At 68.3% G+C, this 16,405-nt stretch carries 17 protein-coding genes and 1 other RNA gene; 13 read left to right on the top strand and 5 right to left on the bottom strand.

Annotated elements, in window-relative coordinates; translation table 11 throughout:
* The first annotated feature begins 7 nt into the window (after positions 1 to 7).
* The 3 genes from F6W70_RS09075 to F6W70_RS09065 are packed head-to-tail and all read left to right on the top strand — an operon-like array spanning position 8 to position 1,812.
* Complete coding sequence (locus tag F6W70_RS09075; RefSeq protein WP_151486432.1) at positions 8 to 784, top strand: tail fiber domain-containing protein; 777 nt, start codon at positions 8 to 10, stop codon at positions 782 to 784.
* Positions 781 to 1,467 carry a hypothetical protein gene (locus tag F6W70_RS09070; RefSeq protein ID WP_151486431.1) on the top strand — a complete coding sequence of 229 codons (687 nt, stop codon included), beginning with the start codon at positions 781 to 783 and terminating at the stop codon, positions 1,465 to 1,467. The genes F6W70_RS09075 and F6W70_RS09070 overlap by 4 nt, the downstream gene beginning before the upstream one ends.
* 6 nt (positions 1,468 to 1,473) lie before the next feature.
* On the top strand, positions 1,474 to 1,812 hold the full coding sequence (locus F6W70_RS09065) for a hypothetical protein (RefSeq protein ID WP_151486430.1): 339 nt from the start codon (positions 1,474 to 1,476) through the stop codon (positions 1,810 to 1,812).
* Positions 1,813 to 1,814: 2 nt separating this feature from the next.
* On the opposite strand, the gene F6W70_RS09060 is transcribed toward F6W70_RS09065, so the two are convergent.
* From F6W70_RS09060 to F6W70_RS09050, 3 genes are all read right to left on the bottom strand, one after another.
* Positions 1,815 to 2,375, bottom strand: a complete 561-nt coding sequence (locus tag F6W70_RS09060) for a hypothetical protein (protein ID WP_151486429.1) — start codon at positions 2,373 to 2,375, stop codon at positions 1,815 to 1,817.
* A complete protein-coding gene (locus tag F6W70_RS09055) occupies positions 2,372 to 3,250 on the bottom strand; it encodes a tyrosine-type recombinase/integrase (protein ID WP_151486428.1) in 879 nt (292 codons plus the stop codon). Before F6W70_RS09055 ends, F6W70_RS09060 begins: the two co-directional genes overlap by 4 nt.
* A 136-nt stretch (positions 3,251 to 3,386) precedes the next feature.
* Complete coding sequence (locus F6W70_RS09050; protein WP_151486427.1) at positions 3,387 to 3,632, bottom strand: hypothetical protein; 246 nt, start codon at positions 3,630 to 3,632, stop codon at positions 3,387 to 3,389.
* 283 nt (positions 3,633 to 3,915) lie between these two features.
* On the opposite strand from F6W70_RS09050, the gene F6W70_RS09045 reads away from it, so the two are divergent.
* Positions 3,916 to 4,803: a TIGR01777 family oxidoreductase gene (locus F6W70_RS09045; RefSeq protein WP_151486426.1), complete on the top strand. Its 888-nt coding sequence runs from the start codon at positions 3,916 to 3,918 to the stop codon at positions 4,801 to 4,803.
* Between the two features lie 72 nt (positions 4,804 to 4,875).
* Positions 4,876 to 5,829: an L-lactate dehydrogenase gene (locus F6W70_RS09040; RefSeq protein ID WP_017830455.1), complete on the top strand. Its 954-nt coding sequence runs from the start codon at positions 4,876 to 4,878 to the stop codon at positions 5,827 to 5,829.
* Between the two features lie 38 nt (positions 5,830 to 5,867).
* Here the strand turns inward: F6W70_RS09040 and F6W70_RS09035 are convergent, their stop codons facing one another.
* Positions 5,868 to 6,716, bottom strand: coding sequence for an aldo/keto reductase (locus tag F6W70_RS09035; protein ID WP_151486425.1), 849 nt, complete (start codon positions 6,714 to 6,716; stop codon positions 5,868 to 5,870).
* A gap of 41 nt (positions 6,717 to 6,757) precedes the next feature.
* On the opposite strand from F6W70_RS09035, the gene F6W70_RS09030 reads away from it, so the two are divergent.
* From F6W70_RS09030 to F6W70_RS09010, 5 genes are all read left to right on the top strand, one after another.
* Positions 6,758 to 7,180 carry a YchJ family protein gene (locus tag F6W70_RS09030; RefSeq protein WP_151486424.1) on the top strand — a complete coding sequence of 141 codons (423 nt, stop codon included), beginning with the start codon at positions 6,758 to 6,760 and terminating at the stop codon, positions 7,178 to 7,180.
* A gap of 36 nt (positions 7,181 to 7,216) precedes the next feature.
* On the top strand, positions 7,217 to 7,951 hold the full coding sequence (locus F6W70_RS09025) for a zinc ribbon domain-containing protein (protein WP_151486423.1): 735 nt from the start codon (positions 7,217 to 7,219) through the stop codon (positions 7,949 to 7,951).
* A gap of 22 nt (positions 7,952 to 7,973) precedes the next feature.
* Positions 7,974 to 9,674, top strand: coding sequence for a bifunctional 3'-5' exonuclease/DNA polymerase (locus F6W70_RS09020; RefSeq protein ID WP_151486422.1), 1,701 nt, complete (start codon positions 7,974 to 7,976; stop codon positions 9,672 to 9,674).
* Between the two features lie 43 nt (positions 9,675 to 9,717).
* An RNA gene (gene rnpB / locus F6W70_RS09015) (RNase P RNA component class A) lies at positions 9,718 to 10,074 on the top strand.
* 152 nt (positions 10,075 to 10,226) lie between these two features.
* The gene (locus tag F6W70_RS09010) at positions 10,227 to 10,883 is read left to right on the top strand and encodes a YoaK family protein (RefSeq protein WP_318278845.1); all 657 of its coding nucleotides are present in this window, start codon (positions 10,227 to 10,229) and stop codon (positions 10,881 to 10,883) included.
* Between the two features lie 98 nt (positions 10,884 to 10,981).
* On the opposite strand, the gene ppgK is transcribed toward F6W70_RS09010, so the two are convergent.
* On the bottom strand, positions 10,982 to 11,728 hold the full coding sequence (gene ppgK / locus F6W70_RS09005) for a polyphosphate--glucose phosphotransferase (protein WP_055867859.1): 747 nt from the start codon (positions 11,726 to 11,728) through the stop codon (positions 10,982 to 10,984).
* A 90-nt stretch (positions 11,729 to 11,818) separates the two neighbouring features.
* Here ppgK and F6W70_RS09000 point away from each other — a divergent pair, with 90 nt between their 5' ends.
* Genes F6W70_RS09000 through F6W70_RS08990 form a run of 3 tightly spaced genes read left to right on the top strand, consistent with a single transcriptional unit; the run spans position 11,819 to position 16,368 of the window.
* Complete coding sequence (locus tag F6W70_RS09000) at positions 11,819 to 12,043, top strand: hypothetical protein (RefSeq protein WP_017830462.1); 225 nt, start codon at positions 11,819 to 11,821, stop codon at positions 12,041 to 12,043.
* A gap of 2 nt (positions 12,044 to 12,045) precedes the next feature.
* Positions 12,046 to 13,383 carry a type I glutamate--ammonia ligase gene (glnA, locus tag F6W70_RS08995; protein WP_017830463.1) on the top strand — a complete coding sequence of 446 codons (1,338 nt, stop codon included), beginning with the start codon at positions 12,046 to 12,048 and terminating at the stop codon, positions 13,381 to 13,383.
* 9 nt (positions 13,384 to 13,392) lie between these two features.
* Positions 13,393 to 16,368 carry a bifunctional [glutamine synthetase] adenylyltransferase/[glutamine synthetase]-adenylyl-L-tyrosine phosphorylase gene (locus tag F6W70_RS08990; RefSeq protein WP_151486421.1) on the top strand — a complete coding sequence of 992 codons (2,976 nt, stop codon included), beginning with the start codon at positions 13,393 to 13,395 and terminating at the stop codon, positions 16,366 to 16,368.
* The last annotated feature ends 37 nt before the right edge of the window (positions 16,369 to 16,405 follow it).

The raw sequence follows: 16,405 nt of genomic DNA, 5'->3' as shown, positions 1-16,405 counted from the left end.
AACGACGATGCCTCTCACCCCCACACCCGGCGCCGACGCTCTCGCCGCCGGCATCCCCCTCGTTCCCGGGACCGGGCTCGGCGCGGATCTCGACGAGTACATCAACCGCCTCGCGGACGAGCTCGCCCGACGAACGATGGTGACACTCTCCATCGCGAAGGGTGGCACCGGGGCGACCACCGCCGCGGCCGCACGTTCGAACCTGGGCGTGAACCTCGCCGCACCGAACGTCGCCGAGGGATCGAAGGTGCCGCAGTACTCCGAGGGTGGTCAGCTCGCGAGCGCCGCACCGACCGCCGCCGCGCACCTCGCGACGAAATCGTACGTGGACAGCTTCTGGAGCGCGAACCCGCAGTACCTCAACAGCGTGTACGTGCAGGGTCAGCTCTACGTGCCCGCGGCGACGCCTGTCACAGCCGGGTACGTCGCCGCGTACATCAACAACGATGGCCGGGTGGGGAAGTCGCCATCGGCGCGCCGGTTCAAGAAAGACATCCACGACCACGGGTACTCCGTCGCCGACCTCCTCGCGATCCGACTGCGCACCTACCGGCTCCGTGCGTCGGTGTTCGGCGAGGGATGGGAAGAAGCACCCGTCGAGGTCGGGGTGATCGCCGAGGAGCTGATCGAGGCGGGCCTGTCGGAGTTCGTCCACTACGACGCAGACGGCGAGCCGGATACCGTCCACTACGAGCGCCTCGCACTCGTCGCCATCGGTGCACTGCAGGACATGGCCGCTACCGTCGCGACCCTCGCCGCACGCATCGACGCGCTGGAGGCATGATGGGTGGCGCACCGGTCATCGAGTACCTCCGCCCCGGCGTCGGATACGCACCCGACGCGGCCGCATCCATGCGCCGCCTGGAGGCCGCCCTCGGGCGCCCGCACGACTGCAACTCGTCGACGCGGGACTACGACCTCCAGGAGCGCATGTGGAAGGCGTGGGAAGCGTGGGTCGCGGGCCGAGGCCCCAAGCCGAACCACTCGCGCGCCGTCGCTCCGTGGCTGTCCAAGCACTGCATGGGCCTCGCGGACGATTCTGACGACTGGACCACTCCCGGCTATATCGCCCTGGCAGAGGAGCACGGCTGGATTCGCACGGCCGCCGACGATCCGACCGAGCGCCACCACTTCGAGTACCAGTGGTGGCGCGACCAGCACCGAAACGACCCGGCACCCGCCGGGAACACCACAACCCCTACTGAGTCCGAGGAGGACGACGACATGCGCACCCCCGCGATGTTCTACACCACGAAGAATGACCTGCCCGCGACTGCGAGCAACCCGGTCGATACGTACATCATCACCGACACGAACGGCTATTACTCGCCGGTCTCCGGCGTCTCCGGGGACTACGCGTCCCGTCTCGCACAGGCATACCAGATCACCGTCGATGCGAAGCACATCACCCGCGACCACGCACGCCGCATCGAGCAGGACTGCGCGGCGATGCGCTCCGGAAAGTAGGAAGCCGTGAACAAGACGGTCATGTTCGTGACGTTCGCCGCACTGGCGTTCGTCGGCCTCGCCGGGAGCGTGCTCCTGCTCATCCTCCGCCCGGAGTCCTCACAGGACTTCACCACCCTCCTGATCACCGTCCTCGGCCTCGCCACCACCGCCGGGGGAACGTTCTACGCCCTCGGCAAGCAAGGAGAACAGATCAAGAAGATCGACCGCCAGACGAACGGCACCCTCTCAGCGCTCCGCGAAGAGAACGACCGGCTCACGCGCGAGAACGTCGAGCTCGCCAAGCAGGTTCCGACCGAAACAGGAGCGATCCCGGTCGGCGAGATGCTCCGACGCGACCTCTAGCACTACTGCGCGGCGATGAAGACGGCGTCGCCCTTCGAATTGGCTACCTTCCAGACGCCGCCGGCGATCTCGGCGTCTGGAAGAGTCACGATGTAGTTAGCGGAAAGCTCCGCGAGTGGCGGGTATACGGTGCCGACTTGGTAGAGCGGATCTGGAACATCGAGTATGCCGACGTCGTCGGTGCTGAAGCTGCGGCCGCTTGCAGACACATACTCGATCCAAAGAGCTATGTTCGGGTCGACCCCTTCACCTTCGGGCATACCTTGAGCTTTCGCGGCGTCCCAATCGAGCTTGACGTGGATCGGCAGGGCGATGTACCCGGCGCCCACCTGCGATGCAGCGGCCGCGCCGACCGACCACATTGAGTCTTCGGTGAGCTTGCGCTGTTCCCCGACCGATAGTGGATTGTCGCGCGAGCCTCGCTCGGCTTCGGGCGTGGGGGTGGTCTCAGGTGATGAGTCCGCCGAAGGCGTGATCGTTTCGACTGGCGGAGCGCTGGAATTCGAGCACGCCGCGAGCAGCAGAACAAGACCGAGGGTGGCAACCGCGCCGATACGCTTCATGCCGCGATCCTAGCGGCACCCCTCCCAGAGCGCTCGGGAACTGAGCGAGTCTCCAGCGTTGCGATGCCGGCCGACTTACGACTCTCGCTCACTCCGGTGTAGATCTGCGTCGTCGAGAGGTTCTCGTGTACGAGCAGTTCCTGCACGACGCGGATATCGACACCCTGCTCGACGAGGTCAGTTCCGAAGGCGTGGCGGAGCGAGTGCGGGGTGAGCTTCGGATCGGTGATCCCGGCGCGGACCTTCGCCTTCGTGATGAGGTCGGTGACCGATGTCGACCGCACATGTCCGCCCGATCCGTCGCGGGCCGGGAACCAGTAGCCATCTGCCGGCATCGTCAGGGACAGCTCGGCGACGACCTCGTGCAGCGGGAGCCTCACGGCCTTGCTGCCCTTCACGACGGTGCCGATGGTCATGCTGGCGAGGTCGATATCGTGGCCGTGCACGCGCGCGATCGAGGACACGCGGAACCCCTGGTAGTAGCCGACGAGGATCATCGCGCGAGTGCGGGAGTAGGCACCCGAGTTCAGCATCGCGTCGATCTGCTCGCGGGTGAACGGGCGGGGCTTGCCCTTCGGCACGCGCACGACGGGGAGCTTGGTCGAGGGGTTGTCGGCGCGGAGCCCCTCGTCGTGGAGGAACGTGTAGAAGGCGATCAGTGCTCCGCGCTCGGTGCGGCGGGTGCCGGGGCTCACGTCCTCGGCGCGGCCGATGTAGCGGCGAAGGGTGAACACGTCGCAATCGACCAGCGTGCCGGTCTTCCGTGCGAAGGTGGTGAGGATGCTCCGCCGGTTGCGGATGGTCGTCACTGCGAGGTTCTGCGCTCGCTGGTAGTCGACGAACATCTCAAGCGCGGTGGTGTCTTGGAACTGCATGATTACTCCCTCGGTAGAGGCCCCCTCTGAGCCTGTGATCTGACCGTATGGATTCACGGGAATGGGCCGCGACGACCGACGCGCCCAGGAATCGCGGCGATTCGCTGAGCGCGTCGTTCACGCGAGCCGTCGGCGTCTACGGTGTATCGCCGTAGACGAGTTCGCGTCCGCTGACGCCGCCACGGCGGGCAAGCTCACCCGTGCGGCCGGCCGCGGTGAAGCAGTCATGGCAGATCGCGTACTCGACCTCTTGATTCGCCCCGCCGCCGTTGATCGACTTTGCCCGATGGCATTCTCGGCAGCGCATCTTGTGCATCGGTATCGTGTTCGGACGGCGGTAGACGAGCGCTGGCGGATCCATGTCGAATAGCACGTCGCTCATGATGCACGCGCTGTGAAGATGTCGGTGATGGGTGCCAACCGCTGTGACTCCACCGTGGATGTCGTCGGTTCGATCCCGGCAGGGCCCACACCCTCATCCTGCAGAACCTGGTGGCCGTCTGTTCGCAGACCTCGACGCCCGCACGGGGCTTCCTCCTTCCCTCTCACCGGTGGGCTGCGCGGGAGCATGCAGCGATTCTCCTGTCCGGCGGCGCCTGTCCACGCCGACGCGTACGCTGTAACGCACGACACGACTCGGCGATCGGAAACGGGAGCTCTCACACATGGCACGACGCATCGTCATCAGCGGGGCATCGGGCCTCATAGGCTCCGCCCTCGCTTCATCCCTGCGCACCGACGGCATCGAGGTCACCTCCCTCGTCCGCCGCCCGCCGCGGTCGGAGGACGAGGCGCAGTGGGAGCCGGGGGAGAGCGCGCTCGATCCGGAGGTGCTGGCGGGAGCAGATGCGGTCGTCGCGCTCGGCGGTGCCAGCGTCGGACGACTCCCGTGGACGCGTGGCTACCGTCAGGAGCTCATCGACTCGCGCCTGGGAGCGACGCGTACCCTGACCACCGCGCTTCGTGCACTGCGCTCCGACGCTCCGGCCCTCATCTCGGCATCGGCCGTCGGCTACTACGGCTCTGCGCCCGGCGAGGTCCTCACCGAGGACTCCGCTGCGGGGCAGACCTTCTTGGCCGATCTGACCGTGCGTTGGGAGGCCGAGGCGCGTCAGGCCGAAGACCACACCCGGGTCGCGCTGCTCCGCACGGCTCCGGTCATCCACCGGCGCGGAGTGCTCAAGCCGCTCATCCAGCTGACCCGTTTCGGCGTCTCCGGGCCGCTCGGGCGCGGGACGCAGATCTGGCCCTGGATCTCGCTCGACGATGAGGTACGGGCGATCCGCCACATCCTGGACAAGAAGATCGCGGGCCCGGTCAACCTCACGGGACCGACACCGGCGTCTGCGAACGACATCGGCCGAGCCCTGGCCGCTCGGATGCACAGGCCGTTCTGGGTGCCGGCGCCGGCGTGGGCGTTGCGTTTCGCCCTCGGCGACGCGGCCGATTCGCTGCTGCTTCCCGATGCCGACGTGCAGCCGCTGGTGCTGGAGCGCTCGGGGTTCCGGTTCACGCACGCGACCGCGACGGAGGCGGTCGCCGCCGCTCTGTGACCTTCTCTGTGGACCACATTGATCCGGCGAGATCGCTCGCTGATCGGGGTTCACCACTGCGAGACTGAGCGCATGGAGATCATCGAGAACTCGAAGCTCACGGTCGTCGGCGCAGGAAGCGTCGGGTCGAGTGTCGCCTACGCGGCACTGATCCGGGGTTCCGCCCGTCATGTCGCGCTGTACGACATCGCCACCGAGAAGGTCGAGGCAGAGGTGCTCGACCTCGCCCACGGCACGCAGTTCACGGGCTCCAGCGACATCATCGGCGGCAGCGACATCTCGGTCGCCGCCGGCTCGCACGTCGTGGTGATCACCGCGGGCGCGAAGCAGAAGCCCGGTCAGACCCGCATCGAGCTCGCCGAGGTCAACGCGGGCATCATCCGCAGCATGATGCCCGACCTGCTCGAGGTCGCCCCGAACGCGATCTATGTGATCGTCACGAACCCGTGCGATGTGCTCACGGTCATCGCGCAGGAGGAGACCGGGCTTCCTCCCGAGCGGATCTTCGCCTCCGGAACGGTGCTCGACACCTCGCGGCTGCGGTGGAAGCTCGCCCAGCGAGCCGGTGTCTCCACCGCCAGCGTCCACGCGCACATCATCGGAGAGCACGGCGACACCGAGTTCCCCCTCTGGTCTCGTGCGACGATCGGCACCGTGCCGATCCTGGAGTGGGAGACGCCCGGCCACCCTCGCTTCACCCTCGACGAACTGCAGGAGATCGCCGTCGACGTGCGCGACGCCGCGTACAAGGTCATCCTCGGCAAAGGGGCGACCAACTACGCAATCGGACTGTCGAGTGCACGCATCGTCGAAGCGATCCTGAGCGACGAGCATGCCGTGATGCCCGTCAGCACCGTGCTGCGCGACTTCCACGGGCTGGACGGTGTGGCGCTCTCGGTGCCGTCGATCGTGAGCGCGAAGGGTGCCGTGCCGATCCGGAACACCTCATTCTCGGAGGGTGAGCTGGCGCTGCTGCGTCAGTCCGCTGACGCGCTCACGGCAGCCGCCGCATCATTGCGGCCGTGAGCAGGCGGGTGACGCAGGGTCTCTGAGGCGGGTCTGCGTCACGACTCCTCGTGAGTCCTCGGGTCGGCGTCGAACAGGCGTCCGTCCGGACGTCCGAGCGCGGTGATCGCCGCCACCTCGGCATCGTCGAGAACGATCTGCGCCGCCGCGAGGTTCGCCACCTGGTGCGCGAGCGACGACGCCTTCGGGATCGACACCGTACCGCGGGCGACGTGCCAGGCGAGCACGGTCTGGGCGGTCGTGATCTCGCGGGCCGCAGCGATCTCGTGGATCACGGCCTCGTCGAAGAGCTCCCTCGCCCGCCCCAACGGGCTCCACGCTTCGGTGAGGATGCCGTGTTCCCGGTGATACGTGAGCTGCTCCTCCTGCGGGAAGTACGGATGCACCTCGATCTGATTGACGACGGGTCGCACCCCGGTCTCCTGCTCGAGGCGCTCCAGGTGCTCCGGAAGGAAGTTGGAGACGCCGATCTGTCGGACCACGCCGCGGGACTGGGCGTCCACGAGCGCGGCCCACGCCTGGACGTACTCGTCCTGGCGGGGATTCGGCCAGTGGATCAGGTGCAGATCCGTCACATCGAGTCCGAGGCGCGAACGGCTCTCCTCGATACTGGTGCGTGCCTTCGCCGACGGGTGATGGCGACCGGGGAGCTTCGTGGTGACGATGACCTCGGAGCGCGGCACATCGGCGGCCGCGACGCCACGGCCGACCGAACCCTCGTTCTCGTAGTTGAACGCCGTGTCGACGAGACGGTAACCCGCGCCGATGCCTCCGGCGACTGCGTCTGCCCCGGCATCTCCGAGGAGTCCGTAGGTGCCGAGGCCGATGGCCGGAAGGGCGAACCCGTTGTGGGCGGTGAACGAGGGGACGACGGGCTGAGTGGTCACGGTGCTCCTTCTTGGCCTTTCCCCGAGCGTACGCTGAGGGGATGACGACGGAGGCGGAGATGGCGTCGGATGACACCGTGATCGAGGACCAGGATCGCTGCCCGTGTGCTTCCGGGGACGTGTTCGGCGGCTGCTGCGGGCCGTTGCTCGAAGGTGCGCCCGCGCCGACGGCGGAGCGCCTGATGCGCTCGCGTTACACCGCGTTCGGCCTCCAGGACGCCGGGCACCTCCTGCGCACCTGGCACTCGACCACGAGGCCGGAGACGATCGATTTCGAGCCGGACCTCGAGTGGCGACGGCTGCTGGTGATCGATCGCGCGGCCGGAGGCCCCTTCGACCGCGAGGGCGTGGTGGAGTTCGAGGCGTTCTGGCGGCAGGGCGCTGCGAGGGGCTCGCTCCATGAGCGCAGCCGCTTCGTGCGCGAGGACCGGCACTGGTACTACGTCGACGGCGACGTGGGTTGATGGGCGGATGTCGCGACAGCGACTAGATTTGGAAGCGTGAACGCCAGCCCCGAGAACCAGCGCACCCTGCTCGACATCGCCGACCTCGACCGGCGCATCGCGCAGGCCGAGCGTGCCCGAACGAAGCCGAGCCAGGCGGGGCGGATCACCGAGCTCGTCGCCATCCGTCAGGAGCAGCTGCGCGAGCTGACCGCTCTCGCCGGCACCCGTGACGACGTGCGCACCGAGCTGAAGCGTCTGGAGTCCGACGTCGCCGTCGTCGAGGCGCGTCGGAATCGCGATGCGGAGCGCCTCGCCGCGTCGACGAACTCGAAGGACGCGCAGGCGCTCGAGCACGAACTCGCGAGCCTTGCCCGGCGTCAGAGCGACCTTGAAGACGCCGAACTCGACGTCATGGGTCGACTGGAAGAGGCAGAAGCCGCCCTCGCCGCGCAGCAGGCGCTTCTGGACGCGACGACAGCCGAGGGCTCGACGCTCACCGCACAGGCGAAGGCCGATGTCGCTGCCGCCACAGACCTGGGTGCGCAGCTCTCCCGCGATCGTGCGGCCGTCGCCGAGGGAGTGTCGCCCGAGCTCTTGGCGGAGTACGCCCGTCGCGCCGTGAACAGTGCGGGTGCCGCGCTGCTCACCCGTGGCACCTGCGAAGGCTGCCGCATCCTGCTTCCCAGCACCGATCTGAACGACATCCGCCGCGCGGCGGACGACCTCGTGGTCTCCTGCCCCGAGTGCGGGTGCATCCTCGTGCGTACCGAGGAGTCAGGGCTCGCATGAGCGGTGCCTCCGCTCGCCGGCGATGACAGCGCCGGCGTCGGGCGTCGAACGACGCATCGCGCTCATCTCCGTCGGCGCTCACGAGTACGTCGCCGTCGAGCTCGACGGGAACGACGAGGAGCAGGATCGCACGTCGCTGCGTACCGATGACCTCCCGGACTGGGTCCGCACCGCCGAGGCATCAGACGCCCCGCGATGGATCATGCGGACCGCCGCCGAAACCTACGCGCTCCTCCTTGGAGCCGGAGTGCGGATCACTCGCAGTCACGACCTGGTGCTGTGTCATGCGATCCTCCGCGACACCTCCTCGGTGCCGACGCCACTCCCGGCCTCTCAGGATTGGGAACGGCGGGAACCGACCGTGGCGGCACCGTCCCTCTTCGATGTGTTCGATGAGGTGGGCGGTCAGGATGCGATCGCCGCGACTCTGGATCAGTACCGGGCGCAGCGCCGCGTGATCGCCGCGGCGCCGGATGGACGTCTCACGCTCCTGTGCGCAGCGGAGTCGGCGGGCGGACTCATCGCGGAAGAGATGCGGGCCGCAGGATTGCCGTGGGACGAGGGCGTGCACGACGCGATCCTCACCGACAGCCTGGGCACCCGCCCGGTAGCCGGCGGCGTGCCGAGTCGCATGCTCGAACTCGGAGATCGTGTGCGCGAGCTCCTCGGCGATGCTTCGCTGCACCTGGACAGTCAGCAGAAGCTGCTCAGGGCGCTGCACCGCGTCGGGGTGCAGGTCGAGTCCACGAGCCGGTGGGAGCTCGCCGAGCACGACCACCCGGTCGTCGAACCGCTGCTGGCGTACAAGAAGCTCTCCCGGCTGCTCAGCGCCAACGGGTGGGCGTGGCTGGCGGAATGGGTGCATGACGGCCGGTTCCGCCCCGTGTACATCCCCGGAGGTGTCGTCACCGGGCGATGGGCCTCCGCCGGTGGGGGAGCGCTCCAGCTTCCGCGGAGCCTGCGCCCTGCGGTGCGTGCCGACCCCGGGTGGACGCTGGTCGTGGCCGATGTCGCGCAGCTCGAGCCGCGGATGCTCGCCGCGATGGCAGCCGACGAGGCGATGGCTCGTGCGGCCAGGGGGAGCGACCTCTATGCGGGCGTCGTCGCTTCCGGGGCGGTCGCCACTCGCGAGGAGGCGAAGTATGCGGTCCTCGGTGCGATGTACGGTGCCACGACGGGCGACAGCGGCCGACTGGTCCCGCGGCTGCGCAAGGTGTACCCGCGCGCCATGGGACTCGTCGACGCAGCGGCACGAACGGGGGAGGACGGCGGCATCGTGTCGACCTGGCTCGGTCGATCATCACCCCGCCCATCCGTGGAGTGGATGCGACTGCAATCCGAGGCGACCGATGCGGATGCCGATCCCGCGGTGGTGGCCCTCGCTCGGCGCAGGGCGCGCGACTGGGGGCGGTTCACACGGAACTTCGTCGTTCAGGGCACGGCTGCGGAGTGGTCGCTGATCTGGCTGGCCGAGATCCGTCACCGCCTGCAGCAGATCCCCGAGGTCTTCGCCGAGGCTGCGGCCTCCGGTCCGTTCGCACGCTCCCCGCACCTGGCGTTCTTCCTGCACGACGAGGTGATCCTGCACGTGCCGCTCGAACATGCGGAGGCGGCGGCCGAGGCCGTGCGCGAGGCGGCGGCCACGGCGACGACGCGACTGTTCGGCTCGTTCCCGATCGACGTGCCCCTCGATCTGCGCATCGCGGAGTCTGCGCAGAAGTAGCCGCAGGCCGCGGGTCTCCGAGAACGTAGACTGGAGACGCGAATGGGTCGACTGGACGGCCGCGTTGCGGGCAACCGCACCGAGGAACGTCCGGGCTCCTCAGGGCAGGACGGTGGGTAACGCCCACCCGGAGCAATCCGCGAGAAAGTGCCACAGAGAGTAGACCGCCCCGCAAGGGGTAAGGGTGAAAGGGTGGTGTAAGAGACCACCGGGGGCCATGGTGACATGGCCCGCCAGGTAAACCTCGTCCGGAGCAAGGTCAGACAGAGGATGTTGACGCGGCTCGCCGAGTCCTCGGGTAGACCGCTAGAGTGCCACGGCAACGTGTCGCCGAGAGAGATGGCCGTCGAAGGGGCGAAGAACCCCGGAACAGAACCCGGCGTACAGGTCGGCCCATTCGCATAAAGAAGATCTGATCAGGTCTCCTTCCGCCCGACTCCCGGCAGCGCGCCCAGAGCGCTGTTCTCAGGGAGGGCGTGCCGGGGCGCGGCGGACCGCACCGCCTAGGCTCGGAGTAGTCACCCAGAAAGGCACGTCCATGAGGCCTACGCCATGAGAGATGTCACACGACGGGGTCTGGCCTTGTCATTGGTGCTCAGCGGCGTCGCGGGGTATGTGGATGCGATCGGGTTCATCGACACCGGCGGCTTCTTCGTCTCCTTCATGAGCGGCAATTCGACCCAGGCCGGTGTGGACATCCTCGAGCAGGGATTGGCGTCGTCGCTTCTGCCCTTGACGCTGGTGGTGGCTTTCGTCCTGGGCGTCGCCGTCGGCGCGATGATCGGCGGGAACGGGCGACGGCGCGCCTGGGCGGTGGCGGCATCCGCGTCCGCCGTCGCTCTGAGCGCCGTCCTCGCTGCGGTGGTACCGACGAGCCCTGCTCGGTTCTGGATGCTGGCCTTCGCCATGGGGGCGCTGAACACCCTGTACCTCTCGGACGGACGTGCGCGGGTCGCCATCACGTACGCGACCGGCACGTTGGTCAGTCTGGGTCTCGCGGTCGCGGCGCTGCTCACCGGGCGTTCCGGATCCGCCTGGCGCCGCCCTCTCCTGCTGTGGGGATCCCTCGCGGGAGGCGCGGTGGTCGGTGCCGCGGCGCACCGGCTCGGAAGCGGCCCCGCGTTGCTCTTCGCCGCCGGCGTGCTCGCCGCCGCCGGAGTGGGTCTGGCCATGAGGACCCGCGTTCGACGGGAACCTCCGATCGATTGAGCGGGGGAGGAGGCTCCGGCCCGCACCTTCGCGAACACGCGAAGACCCCGATGACTACGGCAGTCATCGGGGTATTCGGCGTCAGGGACGTGCGTGGATCAGTCGCCGGCGAGGGATGCGGCGCCGATGATGCCCGAGTTGTTGCGGTGGATCGCCGGGACGATCGGCGTCTTGAGGTCGAGAAGCGGAAGGAAGTCTCCGGCGTTCTTCGAGACGCCACCGCCGACCACGAACAGGTCGGGGCTGAACAGGAACTCGATGTGCGAGTAGAACGCCTGCAGGCGCTCGGCCCACTCCGCCCAGCTGAGGTTCTCCCGCTCGCGTGCCGACGTCGCGGCGTACGTCTCGACCGACTCGAACTCGCGGAAGTTGAGGTGACCGAGCTCGGTGTTCGGCAGCAGCACCCCGTCGTAGAGGAATGCGGATCCGATGCCGGTGCCGAGGGTCGTGAGGAGCGTGAAGCCGCGCACATCCCTGGCCGCTCCGTGGCGGGCTTCGGCGACACCCGCGGCGTCGGCGTCGTTCACGAACACGATGTTGCGGCCGAGGCCGTCGCGGAAGAATCGTTCGGCGTCGAAGTCGATCCACTCCTTGGACACGTTCGCGGCCGAGAGCGTCTTGCCGCGCTTGACGATCGCCGGGAAGGCGACTCCGAGCGGCAGCGTCGACTCGTGCACGTCGAGCGTCTTCAGAACGGTCTGCACGGCGTTGAGCACGTCCTGCGGCGATGCGCCCTCGGGAGTGGGGACCCGCACCCGGTCGGATGCCATGACGCCGTGCTCGAGGTCGACGATTCCTGCTTTGATTCCCGTGCCGCCGATGTCGACGCCGATCGCTTTTGCCATGGGCGATAGCTTAGCGACCACGGTGCGCGCCAGTAGGATCGATGACATCACGTGAAGAAATCGATGACATCACGTGAAGAAGGGGCAGACATGTCTGACGGCGACCACAAGTACTGGTACAACTCCGCGACTGGCGAGATCGAGTTCGGCATGATCTCGCCCGCCATCGACCGCATCGGTCCGTTCGACACGGAGGCCGAAGCCCGCCGTGCTCCCGAGGTCGTCAAGGAGCGCGCGCGTTCCTGGGCCGAGGAAGAGGCCGTCGAGCAGGGCTGGGACGCCAAGGGCGACGCAAAGGGCCAGGGCGCAGAGTAGCCATGGACAAGCAGAGGGACTTCGTCCTCCGGACCATCGAGGAGCGCGGCGTCAAGTTCGTGCGGTTGTGGTTCACGGACGTGATCGGCACTCTCAAGTCGGTGGCCATCGCGCCCGCCGAGGTCGAGGGGGCTTTCGCGGAAGGCATCGGATTCGACGGTTCGGCGATCGAGGGGCTGACACGCACCTACGAATCCGACCTGCTCGCCCAGCCCGATCCGACGACGTTCCAGACGCTGCCCTGGCGCGGTGAGATCGACCCGACCGCGCGCATGTTCTGCGACCTGACAACCCCCGACGGCCAGCCGGCCGTCGCCGACCCACGTCACGTGCTCAAGCGCACGCTCGCGAAGGCCGCAGACGCCGGATTCACCTTCTACACGCATCCGGAGATCGAGTTCTATCTCCTGAAGTCGTCCTCGTTCGGACCCGACGGCCCCGTGCCCGTCGACTCCGCCGGCTACTTCGACAACGTTCCCGGCGGCACGGCGCACGACTTCCGCCGTCGCTCCGTGCGCATGCTGGAAGATCTCGGCATCTCCGTCGAGTTCAGCCATCACGAGGGCGGCCCCGGTCAGAACGAGATCGACCTGCGCTACGCCGATGCGCTGACCACAGCCGACAACGTCATGACGTTCCGCACGGTGATCAAGGAGGTGGCGATCGAGCAGGGCGTCTACGCGACGTTCATGCCGAAGCCGCTCAGCGGTCAGCCCGGCAGCGGCATGCACACGCACATGTCGCTCTTCGAGGGCGATCAGAACGCGTTCTACGAGGAGGGCGCGAAGTACCAGCTCTCCAAGACGGGGCGGCACTTCATCGCGGGCCTGCTCAAGCACGCGAACGAGATCTCCGCCGTTACGAACCAGTTCGTGAACTCCTACAAGCGCCTGTGGGGCGGCGACGAGGCGCCGAGCTTCATCACCTGGGGCCACAACAACCGTTCCGCGCTCGTGCGCGTGCCGATGTACAAGCCCAACAAGGGGCAGTCGTCGCGCGTGGAGTACCGCGCGTTGGACTCGGCCGCGAACCCCTACCTGGCGTACGCGCTCATGCTGGCCGCCGGGCTCAAGGGCATCGAAGAGGGATACGAGCTGCCGCCGGAGGCCGAGGACAACGTCTGGGCGCTCAGCGACGCGGAGCGACGGGCCCTGGGCTATTCGGCGCTGCCGGCGAGCCTCGACCACGCCCTCGAGTACATGGAGGCGTCCGAACTCGTCGCCGAGACGCTCGGGGAGCAGGTGTTCAACTACGTGCTGCTCAACAAGCGCAAGGAGTGGGAGGCCTACCGCGGTCAGGTCACCCCGCTCGAGCTGAAGAACAACCTCGAGCTTCTCTGAGGGGGGCGCATGGCCCGTCCGGACGATTCCGTCTCGCTCTCCGCGCTGGCCAGACTCGGCTTCGCCGAGCTGAGTGAGGCGGCAGCGTCCCTGTCGGAGCTGGCGACCATCCTCGACCAGCCGCGCACCGTGCTGCTCGAAGCGGCGGATGCGGCGGATCCCGATGCCGCCGTGCGCGGGCTGCTCAGGGTGGCGCGCCGTGACGAGGCGCCGCTGCGGAGACTTCTCGTCGACGAGGAGACGCGTCGACGGGTCTGGCGGGTGTTCGGTGCGTCCGAAGGGCTCGCCGACTTCTTCCTCCGTCATCCGGACCAGCTGACCGTCCTGGAAGGCCCCCTCACTGCTCTGCCGTCGTCCGACGAACTGCGCGAGCGTCTGCTGGCTTCGGTGGGTGCGCACGACGGTTTCGCGCAGTTGTCCGGAGACGAAGCCGTCGTCGCGATCAGAGTCGCATATCGGCGCAATCTCGCAGCCATCGCCGCCTACGACCTGTCGCATCCTGCACCGGAGACGATCATCGCACCGGTGTCGGCGGCGCTGGCGGACATCGCCGGTGCCGCGCTCGAAGCATCGCTCGCGGTCGCCAGGACCCGGTTGCGGGACTCGATGGGCCCTGGCGAAGTGGCGGCGACGCGCCTCGCCGTCATCGGCATGGGAAAGGCCGGAGCGCGGGAGCTGAACTACGTCAGCGATGTCGACGTGATCTTCGTCGGCGGCAGCAGTGATGAAGAGGTCGTCACGGAGGCACGCGCCATCGACATCGCGACCCGTCTCGCGCGCGAGACGATGCGCAACCTCGATGCGATCGAGGTGGAGCCCCCGCTGTGGGAGGTGGATGCCGCGCTGCGTCCCGAGGGCAAGCAGGGTGCTCTGGTCCGCTCGCTCGCGTCGCATCTGGCCTACTACGACCGCTGGGCGAAGAGCTGGGAGTTCCAGGCCCTGCTCAAGGCACGCCCGCTCGCCGGCGACGCCGAGCTCGGCGCCGAGTACATCGCCGCGGTGCAGCCGAAGATCTGGTCCAGCGCCGCCCGACAGGACTTCGTCGAGAGCGTGCAGCGCATGCGCGAGCGCGTGATGGAGCACATCGATCCCGAGGACGCCCCGTACCAGCTCAAACTCGGCGCCGGCGGCCTGCGCGACATCGAGTTCACCGTGCAACTGCTGCAGCTCGTGCACGGCCTCACCGATGAGTCGCTGCGCACCCGTGGCACGCTCGAGAGCCTCGACGCGCTCGTCGAGGGCGGCTACATCGGGCGGGTCGACGCCGCCGCGTTCGCCGACGACTATCGGCTGCTCCGGCTCATGGAGCATCGTCTCCAGCTGCGCGAGCTCAGCCGGACGCATCTGATGCCGCGCACTCCCGCCGGCCTGCGGACCCTGGCGAGGGGCACCGGACTCGCCGAGAGCGGTGAGCGGGTGTGGGCGCGCTGGGAGAGCGTGCGACGCGAGGTGCGTGAGATCCACACCCGCCTGTTCTACCGTCCGCTGCTGAGCGCCGTCGCAGGCCTGCCTGAGGAGGAGCGCACGCTCTCCGCCGCCCAGGCACACGACCGCCTGGCGGCGATCGGGTTCCGTGATCCGGCGGGAGCCCTGCGCCACATCGGCGCCCTCACGAGCGGGCTCAGTCGCAAGGCGACGATCCAGCGCCACCTGATGCCCATCATGGTGCGGTGGTTCGCAGACGGCAGCGATCCGGATTATGCGCTTCTCGCCTTCCGCCGCATCAGCGAGCGTCTCGGGGACACCCCCTGGTTCCTGCGGATGCTGCGCGACTCCTCCGGCGCGGCTGAGAGCCTCACCCGGCTGCTGTCCTCCTCGCGCTACATCGGCGAGCTCCTGGAGTGGATCCCGGAATCTGTGGCCTGGTTGGACAGCACGGGACGCCTGCGGCCTCGTGGTGCCGCTGCGCTGGACGAGGAGGCACGCGCGATCCAGACGCGCCACGAGACGATCGGCGACGCCCTGCGCGCCGTCAGGGCGCTGCGCAGGCGGGAGCTGCTGCGCACGGCGATGGGCGCTGTCCTCGACGTCCTCACGATCGAGGAGGTCGCCACGGCGCTCACCGAGATCACCGAGGCGACGATCCAGGCGGCCCTGCGTGCGGTGATCCGTGAGGTCGTTCCACCGGATGATGAGGCGCTGGATTTCGCGGTCATCGCGATGGGACGCTTCGGCGGCGCCGAGCTGGGCTTCGGCTCCGACGCCGACATCCTCTACGTCTACGACGCGAACGGCGTCGATCCGCAGCGCGCGCAGAAACTCGCGACGCAGATCGTGGCGGGGCTGCGCGAGCATCTCACCGACCACCGCCTGCCGCTGGACCTCGATGCCGACCTGCGCCCCGAGGGGCGCAACGGCCCGGTCGTGCGGTCCATCGAGGCATACACGGAGTACTACCGGCGCTGGTCGCTCTCGTGGGAGGCCCAGGCGCTGCTCCGGGCCCGCGGCGTGGCGGGGAGCGCCAAGCTGATCGCGCGGTTCATGGCACTGGCCGACACGATCCGCTACCCGGAGTCGGTCGATCTGCAGGGCACACGCGAGATCAAGCGCATCAAGGCGAGGGTCGAGGGGGAGCGGTTGCCGCAGGGCGCAGATCCCCGGCGTCACCTGAAGCTCGGGCCCGGTTCGCTCAGTGACGTGGAGTGGCTCGTCCAGCTGTTGCAGCTGCAGCACGCGCACGCCGTCCCCGGACTGCGCACGACGTCGACCCTCGGTGCGCTCGAGGCCGCGGTGGCAGCGGACTTCGTGACCGAGGAGGATGCCGCACGTCTTCGTGAGGCCTGGCTGCTCTCCAGCCGTCTCCGGTCGGCGATCACCCTGCTGACCGGTCAGACCAGCGATGTGCTGCCCGCGGACCGCAGGCAGCTCGACGCGATCGGGAGACTGCTCGGGTATCCCGACCGCTCGGCGACCGAGCTCGAAGAGGACTACCTCGGTGTGACGCGGCGTGCACGCAAGACGTTCGAGCAGCTCTTCTACGGCTGATCGAGCAGCCTCAGTTTGCGGTATCGGACGAGGTGTC

It is taken from the genome of Microbacterium maritypicum, from assembly GCF_008868125.1.
GTDB classification, from domain to species: domain Bacteria; phylum Actinomycetota; class Actinomycetes; order Actinomycetales; family Microbacteriaceae; genus Microbacterium; species Microbacterium maritypicum.
Note: the sequence above shows the minus strand (reverse complement) of the source record. Positions and strands in the feature narration are given on the sequence as shown.